Origin of the sequence: Geminicoccus flavidas (genome assembly GCF_009806515.1) — a bacterium.
In the GTDB taxonomy this organism is placed as follows: Bacteria; Pseudomonadota; Alphaproteobacteria; order Geminicoccales; family Geminicoccaceae; genus Geminicoccus; species Geminicoccus flavidus.
Window position 1 is genome coordinate 1 of sequence record NZ_WUJP01000093.1, and the last position, 4,463, is coordinate 4,463.

General features: G+C 71.9%; 4 protein-coding genes and 1 pseudogene. 2 read left to right on the plus strand and 3 right to left on the minus strand.

The genetic code is table 11. The features are described 5' to 3' along the window. Together EQG76_RS02435 and EQG76_RS02440 are read left to right on the plus strand one after the other, a co-directional pair. Window positions 1-351, plus strand: a pseudogene (locus EQG76_RS02435) (acetyl-CoA carboxylase carboxyl transferase subunit beta); the annotation flags it as partial. Further along, window positions 329-1,630, plus strand: a complete 1,302-nt coding sequence (locus EQG76_RS02440; RefSeq protein ID WP_235031171.1) for a bifunctional folylpolyglutamate synthase/dihydrofolate synthase — start codon at window positions 329-331, stop codon at window positions 1,628-1,630. The pseudogene EQG76_RS02435 and the gene EQG76_RS02440, both read left to right, overlap by 23 nt. On the opposite strand, the gene EQG76_RS31530 is transcribed toward EQG76_RS02440, so the two are convergent. From EQG76_RS31530 to EQG76_RS02455, 3 genes are all read right to left on the minus strand, one after another. Next, a complete protein-coding gene (locus EQG76_RS31530) occupies window positions 1,627-3,375 on the minus strand; it encodes an OmpA family protein (RefSeq protein WP_200840498.1) in 1,749 nt (582 codons plus the stop codon). The genes EQG76_RS02440 and EQG76_RS31530 overlap by 4 nt on opposite strands. 109 nt (window positions 3,376-3,484) lie before the next feature. Further along, window positions 3,485-3,844 (minus strand): hypothetical protein, encoded by a 360-nt coding sequence (locus EQG76_RS02450; RefSeq protein ID WP_159710293.1) that lies wholly within the window; start codon window positions 3,842-3,844, stop codon window positions 3,485-3,487. Further along, on the minus strand, window positions 3,841-4,463 hold a 623-nt coding region (locus EQG76_RS02455; protein WP_235031172.1), incomplete at its 5' end, for a universal stress protein. The genes EQG76_RS02455 and EQG76_RS02450, both read right to left, overlap by 4 nt.

Sequence of the window (4,463 nt, forward strand, 5' to 3'; positions counted from 1 at the left end):
CCAACCACGGGCGGGGTCACCGCGAGCTTCGCGATGCTGGGCGACATCCAGCTGGCCGAGCCGGGTGCAATGATCGGCTTTGCCGGTGCGCGCGTGATCGAGCAGACCATCCGCGAGAAGCTGCCGGAGGGCTTCCAGCGCGCCGAGTATCTGCGCGACCATGGCATCGTCGACATGGTCGTGCACCGTTTCGACTTGCGCTCCACGCTGGTGCGGATCCTGGACCTGCTCCTGCGCAAGCGGCGCGACCTGCCGGAGCCGCCAGTGGCGGCGGAGCCGGTGGTCGAGGTCGCCGCCGAGGCGCCCACCCTGGAACTGGTCCGGACGAGTGAGCCGCAGCCGGGCGAGTGACGCCGTCCTGGCCAGGCTGTTCGACCTTCATCCCAAGAAGATCGACCTGTCCCTGGCCCGGATGGAGCGGATCCTGGCGGAGCTGGGCCATCCGGAGCGTGACCTGCCACCGGTCGTTCATCTGGCCGGCACCAACGGCAAGGGTTCGACCGGTGCCTATGTCGCGGCAGCGCTTGCCGCGGCCGGCCGGCGCGTCCACCGCTACGTCTCCCCCCATCTGGTCCATTTCAACGAACGGATCCTGCTCTCAGGGGAGCCGATCGACGAGGCGCTGCTGACCGATCTCCTGGAGGAGGTCGAGCGGGTCAATGCCGGCCGGCCGATCACCTTCTTCGAGATCACCACCGCGATGGCGTTCCTGGCGTTCGCCCGGGTGCCGGCCGACCTCCTGGTGCTGGAGGTCGGCATGGGCGGCCGGCTGGACGCGACCAACATGGTCGACCGGCCCGCCGTCTCGGTGATCACCCCGGTCTCGCTCGACCACGAATCCTATCTGGGCGACACGGTCGGCCAGATCGCCGCCGAGAAGGCCGGGATCCTGAAGCCGGGCGTGCCCTGCGTGGTGGCGCCTCAGAGCGCGGAAGGCCTGGCCGCGATCGAGCGCGTGGCGGCAGCGAACGGCACCCCGCTGGCGGTCCATGGCCGGGACTGGCGCTACGAGCTGCATCATGGCGGGCTGTGCGTCCGCGACGGGGAAGCTCTCGTCGAGCTGCCGCGCCCGGCGTTGGAAGGGCCGCACCAGTACGTGAATGCGGCAGTAGCTACGCTGGCCCTGCGCCGGCTGCCCGATCCGCTCCGCCCGACGACCTCCCACATCGCCCAGGGCTTGGCTTCCGTGCGCTGGCCCGGCCGCTGGCAGCGCCTGACGTCGGGGCCGATGGCGGAACTGCTGCCGGAAGGCTGGGAGCTGCGCCTGGACGGCGGGCACAACCCGGCGGCCGCCAGCGCGCTCGCGGCGATGCTGGACGCGCTGCCGCTCGGCCGGCCGGTGCATCTGGTGGTGGGCATGCTGAACACGAAAGATGCCGACGCCTTCCTGGCGCCACTGCTGCCGCATGCTGCCTCCTGCACGATGGTGCCGATCCCGGACGAGCCCCTGGCACGTGTACCCGAGGAACTCGCGGCGACCGCGGCGCGGCTGGGTCATCCTGCCAGGACGGCACCGGGCCATGTCGCCGCGGTCGCAGAGATCGTCAGGTCAGCACCCGACGGCGCGGCGCTGGTGCTGGTGTGCGGCTCCCTGCACCTGGCCGGCAGCGTGCTGGCCGAGCACGGCTAGCGCGCGACGAACACCTCGACGCGCCGGTTGGCGCTGCGCCCCTCGACGGTCTTGTTGCTGGCGATCGGCTCGTCCGGTCCCATGCCGTCCACCTCGATGCGCGCCGGGTCGATCTCGAACTGCCCGGCCAGCGCGTCGCGCAGCGCCCGGGCCCGCTCTACCGACAAGGTCAGGTTGCGGTAGCGGTCGCCTTCCGAATCGGTGTGGCCGACCACGCGCACCCTGGCGCCGGGGGATAGCTGGATCAGGGTCGCCACCCGCTCCAGCCCGCGTGCCGAGCCGGCATCGATCAGCCGCCCGCCCAGTTCGAACTCGATGCCGGTGGGCACGGTCCGGATCCAGCCGTCCGCCGTTTCTTCCAGCTTCAGCCCGCTGAGCCGGCCTAGCACCGGCAAGGACAGGCGTGGCGCTGCCGCCGGTTCCTCGTCGAGCCCGGGCGCGTCCCCGCCATATTCGAGCTCGTCGCCCAGCTCGGTGGCCATGATCGGCCAGACCTCGGCAGCCTCGGTGTCCGCAGGCGGCTCGCCCTGCCCGGAGCGGACCAGCTCCAGCCGCGCCATGAGTTGGCGCAGCGTGTCGAGTTCGGCCAGGGCCTCCACCAGTTGCTGGCCAAGCTCGATGGCCTCGGCCACCGAGGCACTGGCAACCCCGCGCATGTCCGCGAGTTCCTTGGCCAGTTCCGCCGCATGGCGCCCGACCTCCTGGGACACCCCGTCCATGGCGGCGGCACGGGTGCGCGCGCGGGCCAGGTCGTCCTGCAGCCGCTCGACCTCCCGGGCCCGGCCCGTCCGCTCCGCGGCCAGCGCCTGTTCGGCCTTAGCGAGTCGGCTCTCGGCCTGGCTGGCCTGTTCCTGGAGGCGCTGCTCGGCCACGGTCCGGTCCGCCCAGGCCTGCCGGACCTCCTCGCTCATCGCGTCGAGCTGGCGACCGGCATCGGCCAGCTTCGCCTCGACCACCGCGATCTGCGCGGCCGCCTCCACCCGGATCTTGTCCCGCTCGGCGGTGAGCTGATCGAGCTGCTGCCGTAGCTCGGCCTGGGCGTGCAGGGCCAGCTCCCGCTCCTTGCCCTTGCCGCCCTGCAATTCCGCGAGCTGGCGGTCCCGCTCGGCCAGGACCAGGTTCAGCCGCGCGAAATCCTGCTGGGTGGCCTCCAGCCGTGCCTCCAGCTCGGCAACGCGGGTCAAGGCACTGGCCGCGTCCTCGGCAGCCGCGCGGCGCGCCTCGACGGCCGAGGCTTCCACCAACCGCACCTCGTCGCCCGTAGTGGCCAGCACCCGGTCGCGTTCGGTCTGCGCGTCGCGCAGCGCCTTTTCCCGGCGCTCCAACGCCATGGCGAGCCGCTCGCTGGCATGCTCGGCATTGCGCAGCCGCTTGGCCAGCTCGTCGTGGCGCGCCGTGACGCTGCGGTTGGCGATGTCGGCATCGGTCAGTTGCTGGCGCAGCCTCGCCACCTCCTGGCGCAGCCCTCCCACCTCCTGATCGAGCAGCCGCACCCGCTCCTGGGCTAGGGCCAGCCGCTCCTCCTGGCGCGCATCGTTCGCCGCCGCCGGCTGGGCGCCGTCCACGCGCATGCGAACGGCGTCGATGATCGCTTCCAGCTCTCTGGCACTTGGATCGGGCACCGCCGCCGGAATGGCCGCCGGCGGAGCGGGCCCAGCCGGCGGCCCGGCAAGTACCGCGGCCGGAACCAGCAGCACCGCCACGCCGATCAGGGCCGGCCGGACCGGCTTCAGCAGTCTGCGCATGCGCTCGATGTTCCGATCCCGACGGCGCTCTCGACCACGACCCGGCTCTTGGGGCCGGCAGGCCCAGGATGGCCCGGTTCCCCCCGCTCCGTCCATACCTCCCGGCCGTTCAGATCCGGTCCTGCAGCAGCGCCAGCAGTCCGGCCAGGCCAGCCGCACCCGTCAGAAACAGCGGGACCCCGCCCCTGGGCGGGACGCCGGCCGTGCGGGCGCGCACCAGCACATGTAGCCAGGTTAGCACGGCCAGCCAGCCCAGCCAGTGCATGACATGGCCGAAGAACCGGGCATTGGGCAGGCCGCCGACGCTGGCGAGCATGACCAGCCCGCTCGCCATCGCTCCCGTCAGCGCCGCGGTGACCAAGCCCAGTCGCCAGGGCGCAGTGCTCCCTTGGCGGAACTGCCCTGCCAGCAGGAGCAGGCAGGCCAGGCCCAGCAGGGCGTGGAGCAGCAGGCTGCGGTCGCCGCTCAATGCGACATCAGCACCGGCACCTCGACATTGGCCAGGATGTAGCTGGTGGCACCGCCGAAGATCATCTGCCGCAGCCGCGACTGGGTGTAGGCGCCCTTGACGATCAAGTCGGCACCCAGGCGCTGCGCCTCGTCCAGCGTCACCTTGCCGACCGGTCGGTCGTCGCCGGCATGGTTCACCACCTCCACATGGAGGCCGCGCCGCTCCAGCATCCGGGCCAGCGACTCGCCGGACGGGCCGGGCACGGTGCCCTTCTCCACCGTATGCACGATCACCGACTTCGCCCGGTCCAGGAATGGCATGGCGAGCGCGATGGTGCGCGAGGTCTCGGTGCTGCCGTTCCAGGAGATCAGGATCCGGTCGAAGCCGATCCGGGTGGCACTGGGCGGTGCGATCATTAGGAGGCGCCCAGCTTCGAACAGGGCCCCTTCCAGGGCGGCGGTCGACGGCGTCAGGCTGTCCGCGACCGGCCGGCCGACCACGATCAGGTCGAAGATCCGGCCATAGCTGCCGAGCACGTTGGCCGCAGCCCCGGCCCCCAGATGCCAGTCCGCCACCGGGCCGGACGCGCCGGGCTCCAGAAAGCGCGGCATCCCGGCCGAGCGCACCGCGTTCTCAA